This window comes from Thermogutta hypogea (genome assembly GCF_055386265.1).
The window spans coordinates 2,347,610-2,370,841 of sequence record NZ_AP042425.1 but is presented as its reverse complement, the minus strand read 5'-3'; the positions used below and the strand labels follow the sequence as shown (position 1 = coordinate 2,370,841).

At 61.9% G+C, this 23,232-nt stretch carries 18 protein-coding genes; 8 read left to right on the top strand and 10 right to left on the bottom strand.

The genetic code is table 11. The features are described from left to right. Positions 1-72: 72 nt before the first annotated feature. The 3 genes from ACZ5B4_RS08540 to ACZ5B4_RS08530 all read right to left on the bottom strand — a co-directional run bounded on the left by ACZ5B4_RS08540 (position 73) and on the right by ACZ5B4_RS08530 (position 2,350). The gene (locus ACZ5B4_RS08540) at positions 73-630 is read right to left on the bottom strand and encodes a hypothetical protein (RefSeq protein WP_464910804.1); all 558 of its coding nucleotides are present in this window, start codon (positions 628-630) and stop codon (positions 73-75) included. Positions 631-757: 127 nt separating this feature from the next. Next, entirely contained in the window at positions 758-1,381 is a 624-nt protein-coding gene (locus ACZ5B4_RS08535; RefSeq protein ID WP_464910803.1) for an RNA polymerase sigma factor, read from the bottom strand. Between the two features lie 42 nt (positions 1,382-1,423). After that, positions 1,424-2,350 carry a hypothetical protein gene (locus ACZ5B4_RS08530; RefSeq protein WP_464910802.1) on the bottom strand — a complete coding sequence of 309 codons (927 nt, stop codon included), beginning with the start codon at positions 2,348-2,350 and terminating at the stop codon, positions 1,424-1,426. Between the two features lie 760 nt (positions 2,351-3,110). On the opposite strand from ACZ5B4_RS08530, the gene ACZ5B4_RS08525 reads away from it, so the two are divergent. The 3 genes from ACZ5B4_RS08525 (at position 3,111) to ACZ5B4_RS08515 (ending at position 4,970) form a co-directional block, all read left to right on the top strand. Next, positions 3,111-3,470, top strand: coding sequence for an HPF/RaiA family ribosome-associated protein (locus ACZ5B4_RS08525; protein ID WP_464910801.1), 360 nt, complete (start codon positions 3,111-3,113; stop codon positions 3,468-3,470). Positions 3,471-3,591: 121 nt separating this feature from the next. Then, complete coding sequence (locus tag ACZ5B4_RS08520) at positions 3,592-4,110, top strand: 6-pyruvoyl trahydropterin synthase family protein (protein WP_464910800.1); 519 nt, start codon at positions 3,592-3,594, stop codon at positions 4,108-4,110. 380 nt (positions 4,111-4,490) lie between these two features. Then, positions 4,491-4,970: a chemotaxis protein CheX gene (locus ACZ5B4_RS08515; protein ID WP_464910799.1), complete on the top strand. Its 480-nt coding sequence runs from the start codon at positions 4,491-4,493 to the stop codon at positions 4,968-4,970. 78 nt (positions 4,971-5,048) lie between these two features. Here the strand turns inward: ACZ5B4_RS08515 and ACZ5B4_RS08510 are convergent, their stop codons facing one another. The 4 genes from ACZ5B4_RS08510 to ACZ5B4_RS08495 all read right to left on the bottom strand — a co-directional run bounded on the left by ACZ5B4_RS08510 (position 5,049) and on the right by ACZ5B4_RS08495 (position 10,450). Beyond that, on the bottom strand, positions 5,049-6,425 hold the full coding sequence (locus ACZ5B4_RS08510; RefSeq protein ID WP_464910798.1) for an enolase C-terminal domain-like protein: 1,377 nt from the start codon (positions 6,423-6,425) through the stop codon (positions 5,049-5,051). A 238-nt stretch (positions 6,426-6,663) separates the two neighbouring features. After that, positions 6,664-7,782 carry a rhomboid family intramembrane serine protease gene (locus tag ACZ5B4_RS08505; protein ID WP_464910797.1) on the bottom strand — a complete coding sequence of 373 codons (1,119 nt, stop codon included), beginning with the start codon at positions 7,780-7,782 and terminating at the stop codon, positions 6,664-6,666. Positions 7,783-7,874: 92 nt separating this feature from the next. Continuing rightward, the gene (locus ACZ5B4_RS08500) at positions 7,875-9,392 is read right to left on the bottom strand and encodes a glycoside hydrolase (RefSeq protein WP_464910796.1); all 1,518 of its coding nucleotides are present in this window, start codon (positions 9,390-9,392) and stop codon (positions 7,875-7,877) included. A 23-nt stretch (positions 9,393-9,415) separates the two neighbouring features. Next, positions 9,416-10,450, bottom strand: coding sequence for a hypothetical protein (locus ACZ5B4_RS08495; protein WP_464910795.1), 1,035 nt, complete (start codon positions 10,448-10,450; stop codon positions 9,416-9,418). 362 nt (positions 10,451-10,812) lie between these two features. Here ACZ5B4_RS08495 and galE point away from each other — a divergent pair, with 362 nt between their 5' ends. After that, positions 10,813-11,805 carry a UDP-glucose 4-epimerase GalE gene (galE, locus tag ACZ5B4_RS08490; RefSeq protein WP_464910794.1) on the top strand — a complete coding sequence of 331 codons (993 nt, stop codon included), beginning with the start codon at positions 10,813-10,815 and terminating at the stop codon, positions 11,803-11,805. Positions 11,806-11,912: 107 nt separating this feature from the next. Here the strand turns inward: galE and ACZ5B4_RS08485 are convergent, their stop codons facing one another. Beyond that, on the bottom strand, positions 11,913-13,271 hold the full coding sequence (locus tag ACZ5B4_RS08485; RefSeq protein WP_464910793.1) for a sulfatase family protein: 1,359 nt from the start codon (positions 13,269-13,271) through the stop codon (positions 11,913-11,915). A gap of 421 nt (positions 13,272-13,692) precedes the next feature. Here ACZ5B4_RS08485 and ACZ5B4_RS08480 point away from each other — a divergent pair, with 421 nt between their 5' ends. Continuing rightward, on the top strand, positions 13,693-16,116 hold the full coding sequence (locus tag ACZ5B4_RS08480; RefSeq protein WP_464910792.1) for a dienelactone hydrolase family protein: 2,424 nt from the start codon (positions 13,693-13,695) through the stop codon (positions 16,114-16,116). Positions 16,117-16,427: 311 nt separating this feature from the next. On the opposite strand, the gene ACZ5B4_RS08475 is transcribed toward ACZ5B4_RS08480, so the two are convergent. Then, the gene (locus tag ACZ5B4_RS08475; RefSeq protein WP_464910791.1) at positions 16,428-16,631 is read right to left on the bottom strand and encodes a hypothetical protein; all 204 of its coding nucleotides are present in this window, start codon (positions 16,629-16,631) and stop codon (positions 16,428-16,430) included. A 976-nt stretch (positions 16,632-17,607) separates the two neighbouring features. On the opposite strand from ACZ5B4_RS08475, the gene ACZ5B4_RS08470 reads away from it, so the two are divergent. The 3 genes from ACZ5B4_RS08470 to ACZ5B4_RS08460 all read left to right on the top strand — a co-directional run bounded on the left by ACZ5B4_RS08470 (position 17,608) and on the right by ACZ5B4_RS08460 (position 21,903). Continuing rightward, positions 17,608-19,110, top strand: coding sequence for a prenyltransferase/squalene oxidase repeat-containing protein (locus tag ACZ5B4_RS08470; RefSeq protein ID WP_464910790.1), 1,503 nt, complete (start codon positions 17,608-17,610; stop codon positions 19,108-19,110). Positions 19,111-19,273: 163 nt separating this feature from the next. Next, the gene (gene zwf, locus ACZ5B4_RS08465) at positions 19,274-20,728 is read left to right on the top strand and encodes a glucose-6-phosphate dehydrogenase (RefSeq protein ID WP_464910789.1); all 1,455 of its coding nucleotides are present in this window, start codon (positions 19,274-19,276) and stop codon (positions 20,726-20,728) included. A gap of 35 nt (positions 20,729-20,763) precedes the next feature. Next, positions 20,764-21,903, top strand: coding sequence for a tRNA dihydrouridine synthase (locus tag ACZ5B4_RS08460; protein ID WP_464910788.1), 1,140 nt, complete (start codon positions 20,764-20,766; stop codon positions 21,901-21,903). 135 nt (positions 21,904-22,038) lie between these two features. Here the strand turns inward: ACZ5B4_RS08460 and queG are convergent, their stop codons facing one another. Then, positions 22,039-23,100, bottom strand: coding sequence for a tRNA epoxyqueuosine(34) reductase QueG (gene queG / locus ACZ5B4_RS08455; RefSeq protein ID WP_464910787.1), 1,062 nt, complete (start codon positions 23,098-23,100; stop codon positions 22,039-22,041). Positions 23,101-23,232 lie beyond the last annotated feature (132 nt).

Below are 23,232 nucleotides of genomic sequence, written 5' to 3'. Positions count from 1 at the left end.
ATGCCGACCTTGGTGCGTATCTTGCGCCAAGCTTTGGGGACGCGATGCGGCGGTCGCGCGTCCCGGCTAGGTTCACGGAGTATCAGCCGCCGCCAAACCGGTCGGAAATTGGCTTTCGACCAGACGCTTGGCCACTGCGGCATCGTGATCCAGATAGGCCCATTGCCGGTCTTGAACTTGAACCAACGTCAACTGCAATTGCCGGATGGCGATATCGGGAAGCAACGACGCGGTCTCCAAGACCTCGGGCGGCGGGGTGGCGGAGTCCGGTCGCGGAGCCGCGGCATCTTGCGCGACTTGAGCCCCCCCGGTTCCCGAAGCCGCTACGCCGCCGAAATCACCGCCATTGAAGCCGAACCACAAGACGACCGAACCGATCACCAGGGTTGCGGCGATCACGCCCCAAAAAACCAGCCGCAGGTTCCATGCGCTATCTTCGCCTCGAAAGAGGACGAGGCGGCCGCCGCCGTTCCCCAAAGTCGCTTCGTTTTCCACCGCCCGCATGATCCGTGCGTGGAGCGACGGCGAAAACACGGGGCGATCCTGGAGTGCCTCTTGCCGAAGGCGCGCCGCCAACCGCGAGTCGGCGAACGACCCGCGATCGGCATCGGAAGACGTCGAATCCCGCATGGGAACTTCCCTCATCAAATCAACGACCAACGGTAACGACGGCGTCCATACAGGCCCAAGCAATCGTGGGCCGGGGCCCGCGCTCACCCGCCGCTCCCGACGAGCGATTCACGATTCCATCTTCTCCTCACGGGCCGACTTCCGTTGCGGGCGGGATCGGCCGTTCCCATTCCGCGGTAAACTCCTGGAGATAGGGCTCCAGTCGCTTTCTCGCCCGAAACAGCGTAGTCTTTACCGACGCCGCGGTTCGTCCGAGGACGTAACCGATTTCCCGAACGCTCAACTTCTCCACATAAAACAGCCACAAAGCGGTGAATTGCGGCTCGGTCAAGGCGTCCTCAGCGATGTTCCATAGCCGCAAGTGTGTTTCGCGTTCCTCTCCGTCGCGAGCCGCCGGGGGGGCCTCGATCACGAGACTCTCCATCGGTTTAGCCTGCTCGGCTCGGCGTTTGTCACGCGCCGCATTCAGGGCGACGCGAAAGGCCACCGTAAACAGCCACGGCCGAAACGCGCGGTCGGCGCGATAATGCCGCAGCTTACGATACACGCGCAAAAACGTCTCTTGCGTCATATCCTCCACGTCGGCGGCGTCGAAGGCCCTGCGTCGCAAAAAGTGGAGGATGGGTACCTGATAGCGTCGCACCAATTCCTCAAAACTCGCGGCGCAGCCCTCCTGCGCCTGATGAGCCAACTGCTCATCGGACAGCGATTGGAGGTCGCATCGCACTTCCGATTCCTGCACCGCGGACATCCTGTGATGCAATCTCTTTCTGCGCCTGCCGGGGAGAAAAATCTATGGCAACTTCGGAACGATGTCCTTTTCCCAAACCGTTTGCAGGGTTGCGGACGATCCCTGCCATTCGCCGCGGACGACGTTCCCTTCCGCCGTGAATCGCATCGCCTGCAACAACTCGTAAATCCGTGGTCGATCGGCGTTTTGCAGTCGCCCCAAAGCCGCCAGCCCGGCAAGCACGTCTCGCACGTCGGCGGCGGTGCTCGGCGATTGGAATTCCGCGGCCAAAATGGCGAACGCTTGATCTTCTCGCTGCCCGACGGCCAGACTCAAGCGTCGGCTGCGCTTCACGATGGGCGAGGCGAAGGGGACGGGCAGGTCGTCCAGACCCCGGGCATGGAAGACGAAAAACGTCTGCGGATCATTTACGAAAAACGGGTCAGGAGCCGTCCGATTCGCGGCCATGGCGGTGATCGTCGCGCGGAGCGCGGCCTCATCCTTGCCGAAGCCCAGTCGGTCTTCACTCAGAAATGTGCCTACCATGTAGGAGTTCTGGTCCTGGTCCCACCACCGATGCAACACCTTGCCCTCGAAGGACTGCGTTTCATAGCGAGGGGAAAGTGAAACCAGGGCCGCTAAACGCTTCTGGTCGAAGCGTCCTCGCAGCAGGACGATGCCCCTCTCGGGGTTGAAGCCCGTGCCGAGAATCGTGGCGCTTTGGATGTCTTCGCCGGGGTTCAAGCCGATCAGCGGAATTTCGCGCAGTTTGCGCAGATCAGCGTTTTGATCGACGATTTGATCGATGATTTGGACTGCCACGGATGACTTTTTCAAATTGTCGACATCGAGGTGCGCGCACCAATTCCAATTCTGGGGTAGCAGTCCCCAATCGAGCGGATCGCCGTGGGCGAGCCGCGTCGTCAAGGCGACACTGAACACCGCCAAGCACAAAACGGTACGGGATAATCCGCCGCTAGTGACCATCATGGATCGGATCGGCCTCGATGGGTCTGAGGAAAACGTGGAACGCCGCCGGCTTCTCCGATAGCAGACCCGGACTGCTCACCGGCAAACGAGTCGCGATAATGCTCTGGATTACGTCCAGGCGTAACAGTATACACCGCATTCGACCGGGCGGTTTCGCAAAATGCGGTCCATGCCTACGATAGGCGGGCCGCCGGAGGCGTCTAGGTTAAGGATCAGGCTTAGGTTAAAGATCAGCGCTGGAAGACGGAACCGGAGGGTGATCCTAGTGGGCGGCCGCTTGTGGGAATCGAAACGACCCCGCCAAGCAGCTCCAATTCGAAGGTTGCCGAGTAGAAGCCGAACCGGAAGTAATCTTCCTGCGTCCTTAGAAACGGCGTATGTCGGGGCGGCGAAAATCGCCGATTCCCTCCAAAATGGTGGTTCGAGTCGGTTTTCCTGCTTGCTGCGCACTACAATTATGGAAAAGGCTTGTTTATGCTGGAAACACGGATAGGATATGGTACGCGATAGCGTGCGACCGAGAGGCCCCTTCGGTCGCTCCATGCAGGATTCCGTTTTTCGACATGGAAGCGCGGCTTTTCTTCTCGGGGGTGCCCATGCATTTGGGATGGGTAAGTTCGGGAGAACCGATGCCGAGTCCCGCATCCCGTATTGCTCCGTCTTTCTCTTTTCCGGGGCCGAATGGATGCTTCTTTTGCGCAACCGTCAGGACGTCCGGCGGGGACGTCCTCGTTTTCTCGCGGTTTGAGAGGAGGGTACCATGGAACTCCGCGTCTTAACCCGTCGCGTCAATTTGGATGAGACCACGCAGGAATTGGTCCAACGTCGGATCAATTTCGCCGTCGACCAGTTCAACGGGTGGATCAACAGCGTGGAAGTCGTCCTCGAAGACGTGAATGGTCCGCGAGGGGGCGTTGACAAGGAGTGTCGCGTTCTGGTTTCTCTGAAAGGAGGAAAGCTCATCAAGATTGAAGATCGTGACGCCGATCTGGTCACGGTGATTAATCGTGCGGCGGACCGGCTTAACCAGGTGGTGGGGCGGGAATTGGAGAAACGTCGGGAGCGAAAGGGCGTTGCGTCGGCCGGGACGCTTCCGGAGGCCTCGCCCGAGTTACCTTGATTACGGTAAGAAAAGGGACGGGGATGGATGGGACGGCAAGGCGGTGCTGCGGGCGCTGCCTGTCGGCGAGGGATCGGCGGTCCGAACACAGGTCCCGCGACGGAGATGATCGGGCGAACTCGTGACGCATTCCGTTCCATCGGCAACCATCCGTGCGGCGTCGCCGCACTTCCGGTTCAGCGCCGCTCATTTTATTTGCTTTGACGACGGCACGTGCGAGACGCTTCACGGCCACGACTACAGGGTCGTCGTCGAACTGACCGGCCGACCGTCGCCGGCCGGTCTTCTTTTTGATTTTCTCCGCCTGGAGCAGATCGTCCGGGAAATCCTCCTTCCCCTCGATCACCGCGTCCTCGTTCCCGGCGATTCATCTTGGATCGGCGTCGTGGAAAAGGACGGGGAAGTGCAACTCGTCTCCGCCGGAAAGCGGCGCTGTTTGCCCCGGGAGGATTGCTGTTTCCTACCCCTCCCGAACACCACGGCCGAACACCTCGTCGCCTATTTGGGTGAAGCCGTTCGGGCCGCCTTGCAGCAAGCCCCGGATTTCCCGCGGGCGCGGGTCGATAGTCTGCGGGTGGAGCTGTTCGAGTCCGAAGCCTTCTCGGCCGTTTGGGTGGGACGCATCGAAGAAGCACCCTGATTGGGTGGGACGGATCGACGAAGCGCCTTGAGGCCGCAACCCCTGCTTGCTCGCTCGTCTTTCGGCAGTCCGGTTGTGCGCTTTCTGACGATTCCACGCATGCCCCACCGGCGAGAATCTTTCCCATCATCCGGAGGGCTTTGACTCCCCGGCGGGAGAAACCTACGTTTGCGAAGACGCGAGGGGCGTCGCAGGGTTGTTTGCGGCAAACGACTTCCGCGGCTGAACGGCCTTGTCGTTTATGGTTTCCGTCGCGAACGGGGCGGAGACGCCACGGCCGCCGGCGCGTGGCTCCGCTACGCCGGAGCCGGGAAACCGAGACGAACGGCGCGGACGGCACCAACTCTCCGGCACGAGCAATACCAGGGAGCATTCCTTCCATGCGAGCCGAGTTCATCAACCCGTTCATCACGTCGCTGAACAACACGTTTCAGACCATGTTGAGTTGCCGTGTCCGGCGGGGTGAACTGAGTCTCAAGGAGAGCGGTCGCTCGTCGCATGAAATCAGCGGCGTGATCGGATTAACCGGCAAGGCGGTGGGAACGGTCGTCCTGAGCCTCTCGCGAGAAGTGGCGCTGAGGGCCGCGTCCACCTTGCTTTTGGCCGAGACGACTGAGGTCGATGCGGACGTTCTCGACGCCGTCGGCGAGCTGACCAACATGGTGGCCGGCGGGGCGAAGGCCCAACTGGAAGTCTACGAATTGGCCGTCAGTCTCCCCAACGTCATCACCGGGAAAGACCACGAAGTTCATTTTCCTTCTAATGTAACGCCTATTTGCATCAGTTTCGAAACGGAGTGGGGGCCGCTCACATTGGAAGTGGGTTTGGCGCCGGTTCCCGTCGCCTGCGCCGCGGAGTGAAGGCGACGGGGTGCCGATGCCTCTTGTGACCCGGCCGGAGACGGCGCGACCGCGACGGTCTGTGCGATCGGCAGGGCCTTAGCGAATGCCGGTCGCGATCGGCTCGAAGCCGAGGCCGGAGCCGGTCAAAATCCCCGTGCCTACCGTACCTTCGTGGATGCGGAACATGGAGGGATAGGCATCTTCCCATCCGCGATTGCCGGCCGGACAGTATTGCCGGGCATTGCCCTCGATGGCGGCCACCGTTGGGATGCGAGCCGCCAGGGAGGCCGAGTGCAGGAAGGAATAGCCGGGGCAGGTCAGGTCTTGCACGCAGAGGAACAGGCGGAACTTTTGGGCTGCCGCGCCCATCAGCAGGGCCTCCGTTTGCCCCTTGCACGCCTTCAGCGCCACACCCGAATACCCCAATTCGCGGCTCAACATCAGGCTCTCGTAGTCCACTAGGGATTCATCGATGACTACCGGCTTGATCGCCGCCGCCCGGTGCATTTTGTTCTCCAGGTGGGCACGCAAATCCCGGTGCGTCGGCTGCTCGATGTATTGCAGCCGCTCGAATCCTTGGGGCGTCTGTTCCCGCACCTTGGCCATGAATTCGAGGACGTAATCCACGGACTTGCACCGCTCGTTGAAATCGGCCGAGTAGAACCAGCGGTCGCAGCCCCGTCGTGACTGCGTTTCCGCGGTGACCCGATCCACGGCGACCACGCGGTGCACATCCCAATCCAGATCATCGCCGTTGAGCTTGATCTTCAAATGGGTCAAGCCGTTCGCAAGGATCCACTCCGGCAGCGTCTCCGGCAGGCCGTCGTTGAGACGCTGCGGGATATCTTGGTCGGTGAGCGGATCCAAGGCTCCCACCAGGTGGTACAGCGGCATGCGATCCTTCGGTCTCCGCAACGTGTAGGCGTCCAAGTATTCTCCGGCGAATTCGGGCGAGAGGAAATGTCCCAGGTCGGCACTGACGAATTCCTTGCCCAGCAGGTCGTACGAGTTCCTGCCGAGGGCCTTGCCGTAGGCGTCGTGCAGTGCGGCCTCGAAGGGGCTTGCGACGACCAGGCGAGCGAGCTTGGGCATGGGTTCCGGCAAGCGCAATTCCTGCCCGGTCTCTTCGGCCGCGGTGTCATAATAGCCTGCCCAATCAGGCGTGATCTCCAGGGGATGGCCCCAGCCTTTATGCTCCGCCACGCGAGAGACTAGGTGCTCGCCCATTCGGGTCATGGCGGTCAGGGTATCCTCGGCCGGTACCACGTTGCTGGGCCAACCCCAGACGTTGCCGACGGGCATGGAGCCGAATCCGCGTCCGCGAAGTCCGCGGCGAGTTTCCACCTCGATCACCACGTTACGAAGAATTACGCCTTCCACGACGCGGCCCCCGAATTTCATCGGCGTGCGGTAAGCGTATTCCTCTGTGGCGGTGTCCACGGATACGATTCGGACATCGGTATCTTTGGCCATGATCGGCTCCTCAAGCGGTCTTCGCCGGAATTTGCGTTGTGCGTGGGTGGGCGATCGCTAGCAGGGAAAGTGAGTCTGCGGCTGCATGCCCGAGACTATTGTGCGCCGCGACGAGCGGCTTTGGCAAGATCGGCAAAGCCGCCGCCGCAAAAACTGGGAGAGGGTCGGTGCCCTGTTCGCCGGCTCGTTTTCGGGCAAAGGATCTCGCACTGGGGCGCAGGCGCTAGCGACCTCGATGTCAGAGATTCCCGCCGTCACCGCCGCGTTGAAGGCGATAGATCGTCCAGATTATCATGCCCACCAAGGCGCCCCCTAGATGCGACGCGGCCGATACATTGGTGAGGTCTTGGGCTTGGAGCGAGGTTAGGATTACTTGAAGGATGATCCACAGAATCAGCCCCACCGCGGCGGGAAAGCGCAGCCAACGAAAGAAAAGGTAATGGCGCCACATCACCGCGATCGCGGCATTGGGGAAACTCAATGCGTAGGAGACGATCACGGCGGAGACGGCCGCGCTGGCCCCGATGCAGGGGACCGTGGAGTGCGGCACCAATAGAGCGTGGGAAAGCGCGCCGAAGAGTTGGCCGAGGATCAGTAGGCCGAGATAGGGTAATCGCCCGAGCTGGTCCTCGGTGTTGTCGCCGAAGACCACGAGGAAATACACGTTGCCCAGCAAATGCCAAATGTCGGCGTGCAGAAAAAAGGCGGAGAAAATGGTTAAGCCGCCCAAGCGGAAGAGGTCGGCGGGAATGATGCCGAACGCCTCGGCGAAACCGGGCGTGTCGTGCCTGGTGGCGAAGAAAATCGCGATACAAGCCGCCGCCAGTCCCCAGGTGATCCAAGGCCGGCAGCGGACGGCCGGGGCGTCCAGCTCGACGGGAAGGCCGAGCAGGCCGATCAACCAATGCAGAGGGTTGTCCGGGATTTCGTCCTCGGCGACAGCCTGACTTTCTAGACGGCGCATCCGCTCCAATTCCAAGAGGGCGAGTTTCTCTTTCACTTCGGGCGGAAACTCCCGCTTTAAGGCGGGGGAGCTCTCACTCGTGGGAAGGCTTTGCAGTTCCCCGGCGTCGAACCAGGCCAACTGGCAGCGCTGACAAAGGTCGATTTCCAAGGAATGGTCACCGACGCCGACGGCGACGAGGCTCATGCTCCGGCGGCAGGCGGGGCAGGCGAGGGCGGAGGAAGGGGCCTTCTCCCTGACCTCCTGCCAAATGTGCCGCACCACCTCTTTGCGAACACGTCTCCTGACGACAGCCCAGTTGATCGCTCGACCGCGACATTCGGAGCACTCGAAGAAGGAGCCTTTCGGGGTGACCTTTTTCTCCAGCGGCTTTTTACAGCGAGGACAAATCATACGGCTCATCCCTCCCGGAAGGTTGAGCATCGAGTTCACTCGCTTCAATGGACGCTGTACGCAGGGCTGCCGTGACGACGTTGCCGACGCGCTCAATCTTTAGCGAAGAAAGTGGTGGTGGAACCGCCGGGGGCATCATAGATCAAGACTCCGGATTCCACGTCTTGCGAACCGAGGGCGGCGAATTTTTCGGTGCCCTCTTGGTTGGTGCGAAATGCTGTGAACGATGTCGCGGAAGTACCCTTGATTCGCAGAGAGACCTTCTTGTCACTGCCGATATTGACCACGACGAATGCATCCGGGTTCTCCGTACCGTTGTCGTCGAACGCGATGACGGCAATCTCGGAATCCATGGCGGACGTACGTACCACGGCCATTCCTGGTTGCCCGGCCGTGGTTACTTGCTTGTAAAACCAGTAGCCTCGCCGCACCTCCCAGGAGCCGTCTTCATGGACCGTGAAGGCCGAGCCGGGATTGGGATCGCCGCCGATCCATTGCGAGGGTCGCTGAATGCCGGCCCAAGGGATGATGCCGTTGACTTTGGCGGTGTAAGTGTTTCCGTGGTGTTCCTTGATATTTCGGGCGTCCATTTGACTCCAACTCGTGGAAGTCACCCAAGCGTGAAGATCGGGACGGAGGGCTCGCAATTTGTCGATCCCGGCGCTCTTATGCTCGCCGAACCATTGGCCGTAGGTCCCGGAGTAGAAGCCGTGGGAAGTGATCAGGGCTAGTTGCCTCAGGGCATCGGAGTCGTCGGTGATCGCGTCGGCATATCCCCAGGCGTCGAAGCGGTACCAATTAGTCGGCTCGCCGCAGGTGACGCCCACGTCGGCCAATCCCGCCTCCTTCAACGCGCTAGACAGCAACGGAATGAACTCGGTTACCTGCTCCGGAGGCCAGAAGAGGTTGTAATCATGGCTGGGACGATCGGTCAACCCGGCCTTCGTCCATCGCCGCCAGTCCTCGCCCTCGTTGTGAAGTGAAACGTACCGCACCGGAAGCCCTTCCGTTTGGCGGAGATATCGCACCCAGTCCACCACATAGTGCACCAAGTCGCTCTTGTGCGCGGGGTCGAGATCCCGGCCGCGCAAGGTTTTCTGGCGTGTCATATAGGCGGGCGGTCCGTAGAGGGTTGTGATAATGGAGACATCTCGGCCCGATTGTCGCGCCTTCTTGACGCCCTCCCGCGCGAAATACCGCATCCACTGGGTCGTACGGGCATGATCGTACTTTCCGCCCGGTTCGTCCTGGTGGAAGGGGTCGAGGAACATCTTCAAAAGGCCGCACCGTAATCCATCATCGCCGAAGACCAAGTCGATAATCTCGCGGCGATCGTCTTCTGAAAGGAGGCTCAAGCCGCCGTAATCCTGCGGTTGCGAAGAATAATCCCTCGTCTGCGCGGTCTCTACGTAGTTGAATCCGAATCCGTCCCATTCCCGGAGGCGACTTCCGAAATCGACCTCCGCTCGCACAGCCGTAAAATTCAAATCTTGTCCTTGGGTGCAGCGTGACGAAAGACAAATCGTCGCCAAAGCGAGTCCCGTCAGGCATGTTCGGAATCGGGACTTGGCCGGAGTCGTTGTCGGCGGGGATTCTCGGCGGTCCGACATGGCTCTCAATTCCTGTTTCGAGGTCAGCGGAAGATCTTGTTACAATCCGACGAATTCGATTCCAAGTAGAATTCCAAGTCTCGGTACGTGTCAACATCCGGGTAGCCGTCGGTCGTGGGAGAGAGGCAAAAGCGTCGCGGATTTTCCGGAAACAGCGCTTCTCGGAGAAGTTGTCCGAAGAGCGTCGGATCACGCGGCGGAGCGAGGCCGGAGATCATGGTCGGCGGACACGAACCATCGCCTTCCCGACGAACGGCCCAACCGTCGCGATATCGGTCGTGGTCGTCACCGAGCCGCGCGGGGGCGTTGACACCGGCGGCATTGGCATTGGCCAACGTAAAATAGCGTTCTTTCGCGGCTTCTTCGAACCCCAGCACGAACGCGTATCGTTTTCCGGCCGCAAGACGGGGGCGTGCGGCGCCGATCAGTTGCCACCGCAAGTAAGTCAAGCGTCCGGCGAGCTCCGTGGTCGGTTTTCCGCTTGAGTCGCGAGTCGGTGAGAGGTCGGGGAACGTTCCTCCTAAGACGACTTGGATGGGGCGGTATTGAACGCCTCGCAGGACGTCGTCGCAACGGTGGTTCGTCGAAAATCCGTGCTTCGCGTCAGTCCCGAACGGCGTTCCGTTTTCGTCCAGAACGGGAGAGCCGACGACTTCGCAGAATTGCACGAAAACGGGCGCCCCGGGAGCGCCGAAGCCGACGGCCGCATCGGAAGGCCCGGTGCGTACGACGATCGCATCGAGTTGAACGTCGTGGGGCGCCGTGAAGACCTGCCCGAGGTCGCGATTACGCTGGAAATAGCCGGCCGGTTTCCATACGAGATAATCGGCATCCGTGTTCCGGACGCTGGTGCTGCCTCCCTGATCGGCCTGGTCTTGGCTCACGATGACGCGCCGCGGGTCCGGTGTGTATCGCTTTCCCAGAGACTCGACGACCAAGCCGTCGCGAATGAGAAGGGGAGTGTCTGCGTTCGCATCGGCGTCCGGCTCCCGGCCGGCGGCAGGCCGCGGCAAAACCATTCCCACTATGAGTAGTACGACCGATAGACTGACCTTCATGCGACGGTTCCCCATGCGAGCTGCGACCTATTGGAAGTGTCGATAACGCCTTTGCTCTTTGTGAGGGTTGCAAGTGGGCAACCCAGGAATGGCGGAGGGCCGCTTGGACCGTTTGATTTGACGCGCGATCCGAAGCCGACTCCGATGAGTAGCTTACTAGGCCGAGAACGCCAGGGCGAGGCGGAGCAGATTTTTGGGGGCGGTTACGAGTCATGAACGGCGTTATCCGGCCGCGCAGCGTGTGCAACGATCCCCATTATGGAGGCGCTCGGCGCGAGCTAGACTTGTAGAGATGGCATGTTGACGGAGCCCCCATGCGGGGGTATCGCAACGAATTCGGGTAAGCGACGGAGTACCTTGGAATGCGAGTTCTCGTGACCGGCGGGGCCGGCTACATCGGATCGCACGCCGTGAAAGCGCTGCGTGAGACGGGCCACGAACCGATCGTGCTGGACAACTTGTATCGCGGCCATCGCGAGGCCGTGCCCGGCGATGTCCCTTTTTACCACGCCGACTTGGCGGACGGTCCGACTCTGCGGCAAATCCTCGCACGGCATCAGGTCGATTGCGTCATGCATTTTGCGGCCTTGGCTTACGTGGGCGAGTCGGTCACGGAGCCGTTGAAGTACTACGCCAACAATACGGCGGGGGCGATCAGTTTGCTGGAGGCGATGCGTCAAACGGGGGTCCGCCGCATCGTGTTCAGTTCCACCTGCGCCACGTACGGGGAACCCGAACAAGTGCCCATCGTCGAATCGTTGCCGCAGCGGCCCATCAATCCCTACGGAAGATCCAAGTATTTCGTGGAACGCATACTTGCCGACGAAGCCGAGGCGGACGGCCGGTTCGCCTATGCCGCCTTGCGGTATTTCAACGTGGCCGGGGCCGCGGCCGACGGCTCCCTGGGCGAGGACCACGATCCGGAAACGCACTTGATCCCCTCCATCTTGTTGACGATCTTGGGTCAACGGGAAAAGATCACCGTCTTCGGCACGGATTACCCCACGCCGGACGGGACGTGCATCCGGGACTACATTCACGTCGAGGACCTCTGCGCGGCCCACGTCACCGCGATGACCTCGCTTCGACCGGGAGACCGCCGCATCTATAACCTGGGCATCGGGAAGGGCTACTCCGTTCGCGAGGTGATCGACTCCGCACAGCGAGTGACGGGCCGTTCCGTGCCGATGGAATACGGCCCGCGACGGCCCGGCGATCCGGCCGTGCTCTACGCCGACGCCTCGAAGATCCGCGCGGAATTGGGGTGGGAACCGAAGTATCGCGATATCGACGCCATCATGGCCACGGCTTGGAACTGGTTCGCGCGGCACCCCCAAGGCTACGCTTCCGGTTGAAACCGCGGTAGTGCCGTCGAAAAGGTCACTTCCCGTCCGCGCCGGGGAAAAGGTACGCGCCCGCCGGCGCCGTCTTGCGGGAGGATCGCCAACCACTTTCTTCGCGTCTATTCCTCCGCACCGCTCCACCAGGCATCGAGTTCCCGGCGAAGCTTCGCCTCCAGGTCCGGGTCTGAAATGGGGTGCTCCTCGTGGGGGTCTTGGAGCACGTTGTACAGCTCGGCTGGAACGGTCGGGTCGACCGGCACGATCAACTTCCGGTCGCCATGGATGATCCAGCGATATTGCAGGCTCTTCGTCGGGTGGTCCACGTCGGCCACGTTGTGGTCGTAAACTTCGCCGAAGACGGTCGATCGGGCGGCCAGTGCCTGATCGTCCAGCAAATCCACGCCCGGTAGGTCCGCCGGCACCGGCGCCCCGCACAACCGCAAAATGGTCGGGGCCAGGTCGATGCTGCTCACCGGCGTTGTTTCATTGCGTTGCGGCGCAAGCTTGCCCGGCCAAGCAACCATGATCGGAGTTCGGATGCCGCCTTCGTAGGGCGAACGCTTGGAACGCGGCATAAAACTGTGGTGCGGCTTTTCGGGATCTTGAATCCAGCCGTTGTCGCAGACGTAAACGACGACGGTATTCGAAGAAAGTCCCTCAGCCTCGAGAAATTGCAAGAGCTGACCGCACGTCTCGTCGAACCATTCGCAAGAGGCGTAATATCGGGCCACGGCCTCGCTCGGAATGAGAGCCAGATAGCGATCCAGAATGCGTTGCGGCGGCGTGTGGGGGGCGTGCGGCAAGAAGGGCGCGTACCAGAGGAAAAACGGTTTGTCGCTCGCCTTGGCTCGGCGTACGAAATCAAAGACCGGCTCCATGCCCTCCCGCCCGATTTTCAGACCCTCATCGCCGTGACGTCCGCCGCGAGCCGGGTCGCCGTGGGTCATGCCTTCGGTGAATCCGCCTCGGGCGAAATTTCCTTCCCACCATTTTCCGCTCTGGAACGAGACGTAGCCCTTTTGCGCAAGCAGTCGGGGCAGCGTCGGGTGGATTTCCATGCGATGCATCAAGGTCTCGTAATAGCGGGCGTATTGCGGTAATTTGCGGCCCGTCATGCTGTTGACCTTTGGGTCGGGCAGGGTCGGATCGTTGCCCGTGATGCCGTGTTGATGCGGGTAAAGGCCCGTGATCATCGTCGCCAGTGAAGGGCGGCACAGGGAGGCCGGGACGTAGCCCCGGGTGAAAAGGCGAGACTGCGCGGCCAGGCGGTCCAGGTTCGGAGTACGGATAACTGGATGGCCCATGAAACCGTAGTCGTTCCAAGCTTGATCGTCAGAGATGATCATCACGACGTTGGGACGGAGCCGACCGGTAGCACTCCCGTGCTCCGCCGCGTGCATCGTCGGAACGCAACTCCACGGCAAACAGCAGGCGGCGACCGCCACGAGCCGTCCGGCAAGAGATATTCTTCGATCCACGGTTAAGCCTCCCCGAAAAACCACAAGTTCACCAAGCGGTAGCGCGACGCGTTCTCCCCAGGATGGCGCTCAAAACATTCCGATTCGGCCTGCCGCCGTTCCGGTTGGAACCAAAGGCTCAGACTACTCCACTCAACGCGGCTCGTCAACGAACCGCGCGATTTCGCTCGGCGAAATGGGGCCGACGCTTGCCAAGGCTTATCCGTTCGGCGCACAATTTCCAACCGAAGCGAGAAAACAAGAAAAGGCGTGACTTCCGAGCTTGGCCCGATGTCGCGAAGCGATCGGGCATCGGTCGCGACCGGCCGCGAGTGTGCCAATCGGCCGGCCCTTGGTCGCGGCGACCGATGTCCACGGTCTTTGGCTCCGTGTATCATTGATCCCCGTGCGGCGGCTTGCGAGCCGCAATAGGAGGTTGTCCATGCGTCTGCTCGAAGGGGGGCATGGTGCGGGTGCGGATATTGCCGACCTCACGGACAAGCCGGTCCGTTTGGTAGCCTGGGTCGGCCTGGTGTCGGTCACGGCGGCAGCGCTGGCCGTTGCGTCGGGAGGATGGTCCCGGCAGGCTTGGGCGGATGAGGCAAGGCCGGCCCTGCCGTCCGGCGACGCACTCCCGGGAACGACGCTACTGGATTGGTCGGACGATATCGCGTCGCGGATGGTGGACGGCATCGACGCCTTCCTCACGCGAAAGACCGCGGAGAGCAGGTCCCGCCGAGATGAGGTTTGGCGGGGCAAGCAACTCCGTAAGGCCGAAGCGGCGGAGGAAAATGCCGATCCTTTGGCGGAAGAGAGGGCGGCGCTGGCTAAGATTCTGGGGATGAAAGACGCGAGGGTCGAGTCGCCTCAGTTGCAGGTGATTGCCTCGCCCGGCCGTTCCGGCCGGATCGGTATCGGTCCGGGATATGAAATCTATGCGGTCCGTTGGCACGCCTTCGAAGACGTGACGGGCGAGGGCTTATGGTTGGTACCGACGGTTGAAGGGAAGGATTCGCTGCCGGGCGTGGTGGCGATCCCGGATGCGGATATGACGCCGGAGATGCCGGCGGGTTTGGTGGAAGGGGTACCCCCGGAATGCCGTTACGCGGCAAGATTGGCCGCCGCCGGTTGCCGCGTGCTGGTGCCGACGCTCATCAGTCGCGAGATCGCTCCACGGGGAAGTGTACGGCTGACCCATCGCGAATTCATCTATCGCCCGGCTTATGAGTTGGGGCGTCATGTGATCGGATACGAGGTGCAGAAGATCCTGGCCGGCGTGGATTATCTCCGCGGCGTGTCCTCGCCGGAGGCTCGTCTCGGCGTCATCGGGTGGGGAGAAGGCGGGATGTTGGCCATGTATGCGGCGGCGGTCGACCCGCGGATCGACGCGGTCTGTATCAGCGGCTACTTCGGCCCGCGAGAGGAAATGTGGCGGGAGCCGATAGATCGCAACGTCTTCGCGAGGCTGGATCGCTTTGGAGATGCGGAGATTCTCCGCTTATTGGCCGATCGAGGGTGCGTGGTGGAAGTCTGTCGAGCGCCCGATTTCGTCCTTCCCCCCGGCTTGGGCGGCGCTCCGGGTAGCATTACTACGCCCGATCCGCAGGCCGTTGTGGAAGAGTGGAAGCGAGCCGAGGAGTTCCTTGCCGATCCCACGCGGAGCGATCGTCGGCACCTTGTTGTCAGCGGAGACGGTCGCGGCCGATACGCCACGGCGGAATGCCTGGCACGGTTTGCGGGCCTGCTGGGTATTGCGGAGGCTCCGCCGGAAGAGCAATCCCCGCAGCGAACGGAAGAGCCGCTTCCCGATGCTACGCAACGCATGACGCAACAAATCCACGAACTGGATCGCCACAGTCAGCAAGTCTTGGCGCGGTCGGCTGAAGTGCGGCGGGCGTTTTTGGCCCGATTGGATCGCAGCTCGCTGGAGAGTCACGCCGAGACGGTGGAATGGTATCGTGCTTACTTCGAAAACGAAGTGTTGGGTCGCTTCGAGGACGCCCTCTCGCCGCCGGCGGCAAGGTCGCGCCGCGCGTATGATATGCCGACGTGGTCCGGCTACGAAGTGGTCATTCCCGTGTTCGACGAGGTCTTCGCCTACGGAGTGCTGTTGGTTCCCAAGGGTGTTGCGGCGGGCGAAAAGAGGCCTGTGGTGGTCTGCCAGCACGGATTGGAGGGAAGACCCCAGGATACCATTACCGGAGATCACAGGGCCTATCACGACTTTGCGGCACGGTTGGCGGAACAAGGATTCGTCGTGTTCGCGCCGCAGAATCCCTACATTTTCGGCGACCGCTTCCGCTCGCTCCAGAGAAAGGCGTATCCCTTGAAGAAGACGCTGTTCGCCGTCATCGTGGCGCAGCATCGCCAAATCTTACGATGGTTGAGCAGTTTGCCTTATGTGGACGCAAGCCGGATCGGGTTCTACGGGTTGTCCTACGGGGGCAAGACGGCGATGCGCGTGCCCGCCGTAGTGCCCGAGTATTGCCTGTCGATCTGCTCCGCCGATTTCAATGAGTGGATCTGGAAGAATGCCTCCACGAGCAGTCGCTACAGCTATGTCGGCACGGGGGAGTACGAGATCTTTGAATTCGATTTGGGGGAGACGTTCAACTACGCGGAAATGGCTGCTCTCATCGCTCCGCGGCCCTTCATGGTGGAACGGGGACACTTCGACGGCGTGTCCAGTGACGAGGCCGTGGCCTACGAGTACGCCAAGGTACGCCTCCTGTATGTTCAATTGGGAATCCCCGAAAGAACGGAAATCGAATGGTTTCCCGGACCGCACACGATTCACGGTGTGGGGACGTTCCGCTTCTTGCAGCGGCATCTGCGTTTCCCGCCGGCAGGCGACGAATCGCGTTGAGCCCAAACGCCCGGTAGAGAAGTCCCTCGACAAAGCACGGGAGATCTACGAAGGCGGGCAGGGCATCCGCGGCCGGGACGCTCCTGCCCTGAAACACGGGGGTGAGAAAGCCGAACACGGGCGCCGTCACGCAATGCGCGATGGCGTAACCGCTACTAAACCCTGGGGTACGCTTCCGGCAAGTCAAGTAAAATCCCGCGGGAATCCAGAGGGCGGCGGAGCTGAAACGCGAAGGATGCGGATCGTGCGGATTAGTCGGAAGGAGGGCGAGGTCGGAAGCGCGGTACGGTCGAGAGAGACCGGCCGAGGATTCAGGAGGGCGAAGTGACCGTGTTGGTTCGTGCCGGCGATTCTTGGTGGCCGAGTTGCACCATCCAGTATTCGAATTGGGGATCGCCGCAGCGGAATGTGAAGACGGCGTCCGGCGGTTGATACCCGCCGATCGGTCGCGATGGCACGCGAACTAAAATGGTCCCATTGGGCCCGCGTTCAATGAATACCGTTCGCCCGTCCATTCACGAAAACCTCGATTGCAGGTGAGCCGACAACATGGAATGCGAAAATCTCGGCAGCCGACCCAGTGTTCGATGTTGCGATGTGGAGAAAAAATAAAACGCCCAATCGGCCGGGGCAAGCAAGCCGTTCGTCGCGTGCACCCCTAAACGATTTATACGCCATAAATGCCGACATCGCTCGGTCAAAACCGCACAAACGCCCCAAGCCCGCATGCCTGGAACGTTGCTGTAAGGGCGAAGCGGCACAAATCGAACGGCAAGCATAGCGAAATTTTCGCAATTGTATCAAGGGGGACGACTTTTGCCAGGGGATTTTCGTCGTAAAAGGCTTCAATACACCACAGAGCATGAAGCCAATCCCCTCTATGGTATGTAAACCTTCGGATGAGCTTGGCTCGAATCTCGGGGTACTTGGTTCCATAGTGAGGGGCGTGGAGCGTTGGAGTGTGTTGCGACGCGGAATTGCGTTGTGGGCCTCTCCGGCGTGTGGTAAACTCCGAAGGGGGACGGGGCGGTCGATTAAGTGATGTTAATACCGTGTTTCGGACGATCTGCGTGTGCCCGGTGTGCTGACTTCCCGCGATTGAAAGCGAGGATTCGAAGCTTCCCGAGGCGCCGGCCCCGAAATCGGGTTCGGTTTGTCGATCCATTTTAGCTTGTCTGTTTCGTCGGTCTTGCGATGTCGAGTGAATCGCCGATCCTTCCCAACCCGCCGGGAGATGCTAGCCCCTATGCCCATAGTGGAGGCCATAGCGGATCGTTCGCAGACCGGATCAGTCCTCCGCAGCATTCTATCTCCCCCAATAGTGGAGTGGAACGATCACGGCCGAGCCGGGGCCGGGGTGTGCAACCGATGGTGGGTGCGGCGGCGTTTTCCGCTGGGAGGCAACCGGTTCGGCCGTATTCCGGACAGTCTGCCGCAACGAACCGGGAAGCGGACAACGAACGGCGCCGGCGTCGCACTTGGCGGGATTTGGTGGGGATTCCAAACCCGACCGACGAGGAAGAAGAACTCTCGGAAGCGGCCGTTCGATATGCCCCCCCGTGGCTGATCAGCGCGATCTTTCACACCCTTTTGATGGTGGTGTTGGCCCTCATCATGCTGCCGCAGATGTGGCGACGGGATGTGGAGCTGACCGCGGAGATCTATGCCGAGAAATTGGGGGAGCAGTTGGAATTCGATTCGCCTTTCGCGGGAAACGATCCCGAAAACGTGGAGGAGCCGATTCTCACGCCGCGGGACTTGCCGGAGGTCGAGAATCCCTTCGCCGCGCCGCCGTCGGTGGAGATGGTGCAGAACGGCGTGACGGCGACCAGCGACGTCCAGGCCGCCGCCATCGGCTACGCGCTCCAGGGCCGGGAAGAGGGACGCAAGCGATCGCTATTGGCGGCCTACGGCGGCACGGCCTTGACGGAAGCTGCCGTGAATCGCGGGCTGGAGTGGCTGGCGCGGCAGCAGTTGAAAGACGGTTCTTGGAGTTTGCAGGGTCCGTATTCCGCCGGCGGGCAGGAAGAGAACCATGCCGCCGCGACGGCCATGGCGCTGTTGGCCTTTCAAGGCGCCGGGCATACGCACAAGCAGGGGCGTTTCCGCGAGAACGTACGCCGCGGATGGGACTGGTTGCTCCAGCAACAGGACGGCGAGGGGAACTTCTTTCACTCCGGCGGATTCAACCATCGCTATTACACGCAGGGGCAGTGCACCATCGCCCTGTGTGAAATCTTGGGGATGACGCGGGATGAGCGGTTTCGCGAGCCGGCGATCAAGGCGATCGAGCACTTGTTGCGGTCGCAAAGCGACGAGGGCGGCTGGCGTTACAGCCCCAACGCAGACAGCGACGTCTCCGTGACCGGCTGGATCGTGATGGCGCTTCAAAGTGCCCGCATGGCCGGCCTGGAAGTGCCTTCCGACAACCTGCGCCGGGTGGAGCGATTCCTGGATCGCGTGGCTTTGGAGAATGGGGCGAAGTACCCTTATCAGAAAGGGCGCCAGGCGACCCTCGCCATGACGGCCGAGGCGCTGTTGATGCGGCAGTACCTGGGGTGGCCGAGAACCGACGATCGCATGATCAAGGGTCTGGATTGGATTACCCAGCCCGTCAATTTGATCAGCTTTGAAGAAAACAAGCGCGACGTCTACTTCTGGTACTACGCGGCGCAAGCCTGCCACCACATGGAGGGCGAGCACTGGAAACAGTGGAACGGCGTGATGCGGCAAGCGCTACCGGATCAACAAGTCAAGTCCGGACCCGAGGCGGGTAGTTGGGATCCGCGGCGGCCCGCGGAAGATGCCTGGGCCAATGAGGCCGGGCGGCTTTACGTGACCTGTCTCACAATCTACTGCCTGGAAGTGTACTACCGTCATCTCCCCCTCTATTCCAATCCCTTCCAGTTCGTGATCGGCGGGGCTTCGGGGACGGAGCCGGCGGAACCCGCCGCGGCACCGGCGCGGTTGACTCAACCGTCCGACGGGCCCTAACGGGGTTCTCGCAAGGGACGGGTCCGGTAACGCCGCGATTTCGGCGGCCGCCGTTGCTGCTCGCGACCGAGCAGGACTGGCCCCCGACGGTTTTCTTCGTACCATGTTAGAAAGACGGCGGCCGGGAGATCGAGCGGTTTGCGGCTGGGTTGAGGGATCGAACATGGAACACACCGTGGTGATTTTCGGCGCTTCGGGAGATCTCACGAAGCGAAAGTTGATCCCCGCTCTATACGAGCTTTTTCGCAAGGGCCGTTTGCCTCGCAACACGCGCATCGTCGGGCTGTCCCGCAGTCCATTCACGCACGAGAGTTGGCGGGAATCGTTGAGGGAGCATGTCGCCCAATTCACCGGCGGCCATTTTTCGGAAGAGATGTGGGAGCAATTCTCGCCCCATGTCTTCTATCAACGCGGCGACGTGTTGAGTGCGGAGGACATTGCGCGGCTGGGGACCTATCTGGGTGAACTGGAGGAGGGACGCCCTCACGCCCGCATGTACTACCTCTCGCTCAGTCCCGAGTTCTACGAACCGACCGTGCTCCATTTGGGGGCGGCGGGCATGGCGGCCGAGCGAGAGGCCCCCCGTCGCTTGGTGATCGAAAAGCCGTTCGGGCGCGATTTGGAATCCGCGCGGCGCTTGAATGCCAAGGTTCACGAGGTCTTTGCCGAGGACCAGATCTATCGCATCGATCACTACCTGGGAAAGGAGACCGTCAGCAACGTCTTGGTGCTGCGCTTCGCCAATACGATCTTCGAGCCGCTCTGGAATCGTCGTTACGTGGACCACGTGCAGATCACCGCGGCGGAGGATTTGCCGGTGGGGCGCCGGGCGGCGTTTTATGAATCGGCCGGCATTCTACGAGACATGTTTCAAAACCATCTGCTGCAACTGCTGACGTTGACCGCCATGGAGCCGCCCAGCCGCGTCAATGCCGACGACATTCGCGACGAAAAGGTCAAGGTGCTGCGGGCGGTGCGCCGGCTGACGGTGGAGGATGTGGCCGTGCAAACCGTCCGCGGGCAGTATCGCCGCTATCGGGATGAGCCGAATGTTCCTCCGGGGAGCGAGACCGCCACCTTCGGCGCGGTCAAACTGTACGTGGACAATTGGCGCTGGCAGGGCGTGCCGTTCTATCTCCGCTCGGGCAAGGCCATGTCCTGCCGCACGACGCAGATCGTGATCCAGTTTCGCGAGCCGCCGCACATGATGTTCGAGGGAGGGCCGCGTCGCATCCACGAGGCCAACCGCTTGGTCCTTCAGATTCAGCCCGCCGAGGGAATTCAGATCCACTTTCAGACCAAAGTCCCGGACGCGGGGATGAAGATGCGTTTGACCGATTTGGATTTCAATTTCCGCGAGAAATTCGCCGGGGAAATGCCCGAGGCCTACGAGCGCCTTCTGCTGGATGTCATGATGGGGGACCCCAGCCTTTTCGCTCGCGCGGACGAAGTGGAGCTGGCATGGAGTATCATCGACCCCATCCAAGCGGCGTGGGATGCCGGCGGCCCGCCGCAATTGGAGTTGTACGAGGCCGGGGGTTGGGGACCGCCGTATTCCGAGGAATGGATGCACCGGCAGGGACGGACTTGGTTCAATGTTTGCCCGGTCCTGACCTAGTCCGCCGCGGGGGCGTGCTGGAGGCCTCTCGCTCGATGTCCCCGCGCGATCCGCTCGAAAACCTTGCCATCGGAGAGGGACCCGAGAACGATACCGTGTTGCAACGGCCGTTGAAGATCGGCGACGTCGGCATCGATTTTCCCGCCGGCCTGGGGGCTTTGGCGGGTTATAGCGACTGGTCGTTCCGAGTGCTCTGCCGGCGTTTCGGCGCGGGCTTCGCCGTGGCGGAAGTGCTCCTCGATCGGTTCGTGATGTCCGTGACGAAGGGGAGCAAGGCGGGACGATTCATTCGCGTGGACGACGAAGATCATCCGTGCGGCGCGCAGTTGATGGGCGACGATCCGGCGGTCTTCGCACAAGCCGCTCGCGTTCTGGCCGCCCGAGGCTTCGATTGGATCGATCTCAACTTCGCCTGTCCCGTGCGTAAAGTGTTGGGGAAATGCCGGGGCGGATGGTTCTTGGGACATCCGCGCGAGGCCTTGCACGTCGTGGCCGTCGTCCGCGATGCCCTCCCGCCGGAGATTCCCCTCACTTTGAAACTCCGCCGCGGCTTGGACGACACACAGGCCTCGGTCGAGCATTTCCACCGGATCGTCGAAGGCGTATGGGACCTGGGTGTCACGGCGATTACCGTCCACCCGCGGACCGTCCTGCAACGATACCGGGGAACGGCTGAGTGGGAGTTTTTGGCCCGGCTCCGGCGGCGACGGCCCGACCGCGTGATCATCGGCAGCGGCGACCTGCATTCTCCCGAACGTGCTTGCCGCATGGCCGAGGAGACCGGCGTGGACGGGCTCTGGATCGGGCGCGGAGCCGTGGGCTATCCCTGGTTCTTCACCGAACTGCGGGCCGTCCTCGAGGGGCGCCCGATGCCGCGTCCGCCCTCGGTCTTCGAGCAGCGACACGTCTTGCAGGAGCATTTTTCCTTGGCCGTTGCGGCTTACGGTCCCGATCGGGCCGTGTCCGTGATGCGGAACTTCGCGTTTCAATACGCCAAGATTCATCCCCAAGGCGAGGCCGTCCGTCCATCGCTCGCTCGCCTGAAGACCCGAAGCGACTGGGACGATCTGCTGCGGATTTGGTACGGCGTGGACTTGCCCGGCCTTCGCAAACCCCCGCCCGTTCCATCCGAGAGCGCGTGCGATTTTGCGGAAGCCGCCGATGTTTCGGGCTGAGAGCGAACCTGTTTTGGGCGGCGGATCGCATCGAGGGCGGCAATCGGCGGTCGGCTTTGCGGCCGAGCGGTACATTCCGGCGCGGCGTCCCGCAGCGTGCCTCGCGAATCCGCGGCGAACGAGGCGGCCGATTCACTACGGCGGAACCCGGCACGAAGGCTCCGTGGGGGCGGTCGTGCCGCGAATTCGGGCCAAGGCCCAAGCGGCCGCGGAACGGATGACCTCGTCCGAGTCCCGGGCGGCTGCGGTCAATTCGGGCAAAGCGCTTGCGTCGCGCCGGTTTCCCAGCACGATGGCGGCGTTGCGGAGGATGCCCCGACGCTTGGCTCGCCACAGCGATGTGGGGCGGAAGAGGTCTTGGAATCTTTCCTCGGGTAGTCGGAACAGCTCGCGAAGGGTAAAGGTTTCGGGCTTATCGTGTTCGGGTGGGGGCACGGCGAGGGGATCTCCCGCCTTGTGATTCCACGGGCAAACCTCTTGGCAGATATCGCAGCCGAAGAACCAATCGCCGATGGCGGCGCGCAACTGTTCCGGAACGCTCCTCTGAAATTCGATGGTCCAATAGCTGATGCAGCGCCGCGCGTCCAATACGCGAGGTTGGATCAGGGCGCCGGTGGGGCAGGCATCCAGGCACGCCGTGCATCGGCCGCAATGATCGGCGGAGAATGGCGCGTCATACGCCAGCTCCACATCGGTGATCAGCGCGGCGAGGAGAAGCCAACTGCCCAAGTCCCGCCGCAGGAGCATGGTGTTCTTGCCGATCCATCCCAGCCCGGCCAATTGTGCGAACTCGCGTTCCAGGAGCGGCGCGGTGTCGACGACGCCGCGTGCCTTCGCGCCCGGGAACAATCGTTGCGTTTCTGCGAGCAGGGCGCGAAGCAGCCTTCGCGCGCGGCGGTGATAATCCTCTCCCCGGGCGTAGCGTGCCGTCGCGGCATCGGCGGGAGCCGCCGGCGGCACAGCCTCGCCGTAGGGTAGGGCCGCCATCAGCACACTGCGGGCGCCGTCCAATACATGTCGCGGGTGTTCTCTCGCGGCGGCGTGACGTGACAGATAGACCATCTCGCCCTGGTAGCCGGCTTCCAGCCAGGCTAGGAACTCGGGGTAGTGCGGGGGAATAACCGCGGGTGCCGCGCCGACCGCGACGAAGCCCGACTCGATTGCGAACGCCTTGAGACGTTCCGTTCGTGAATTCACATCTCCGAACATCAACGGACTCGAAAATGACGGGTGCCCACGGTTTGGGAACGATCGGCATGAAGACAGACGGAATAGAGCGGCTCAGCGATTGGCATCCTCACCGCGGGTTTCGTTCATTCTTCGGCCGTT